A 485-nucleotide genomic window follows, 5' to 3' on the forward strand; every position below is an offset into this window, starting at 1 on the left:
ACCGGTGCCGGCGTGGACGCCCGCGGCGGGCCCGGCGTCGGCACCGGAGGCGTGTCAGGCGCCGACGCCGAGGACGGCGGCGTCTCCGCGGCTCTCGGGCCGGGCGCCTCCGGCACCCTGGCCGCACGCGAGGCCGGCCCGGAGCCCGTCCGGGCGCACCCGGCCGACCCCGCGTCGGATACCGGGGCCATCCCGGCGCAGGGCGCCGACCCGGGAGCGGGAGACGGGGACGCGGGCCAGCGCGCCTCCGTCACCGAGCGCGACACCGGCCCCCGGCACGGTGCGCTCCCGCGGCGCGGCGCGGTCCTCGAACACGACGCCGCGCAGGAGCACGCCGCCGGACGGGAGCGCGTCGCCGCGCCGGAACGGACCGGGGCACAGGACCGCCGCCGCACCCCGCAGCCCGGCGCCGCTTCCGGCAATGGCGCCGCCGGTGAGCCGCCCTGCCCGTCGGACCCCGCGGCCGCCGGCGCCGGGGCCGCGCC

Annotated in this window: 1 pseudogene; it reads left to right on the forward strand. The window is 83.9% G+C overall.

Going from position 1 to position 485, the window contains the following annotated elements:
* Positions 1-51: 51 nt before the first annotated feature.
* Positions 52-485 (forward strand): annotated as a pseudogene (locus RKE29_RS30390) (hypothetical protein); the annotation flags it as partial.

Origin of the sequence: Streptomyces sp. B1866 (assembly GCF_031932565.1) — a bacterium.
In the GTDB taxonomy this organism is placed as follows: Bacteria; Actinomycetota; Actinomycetes; order Streptomycetales; family Streptomycetaceae; genus Streptomyces.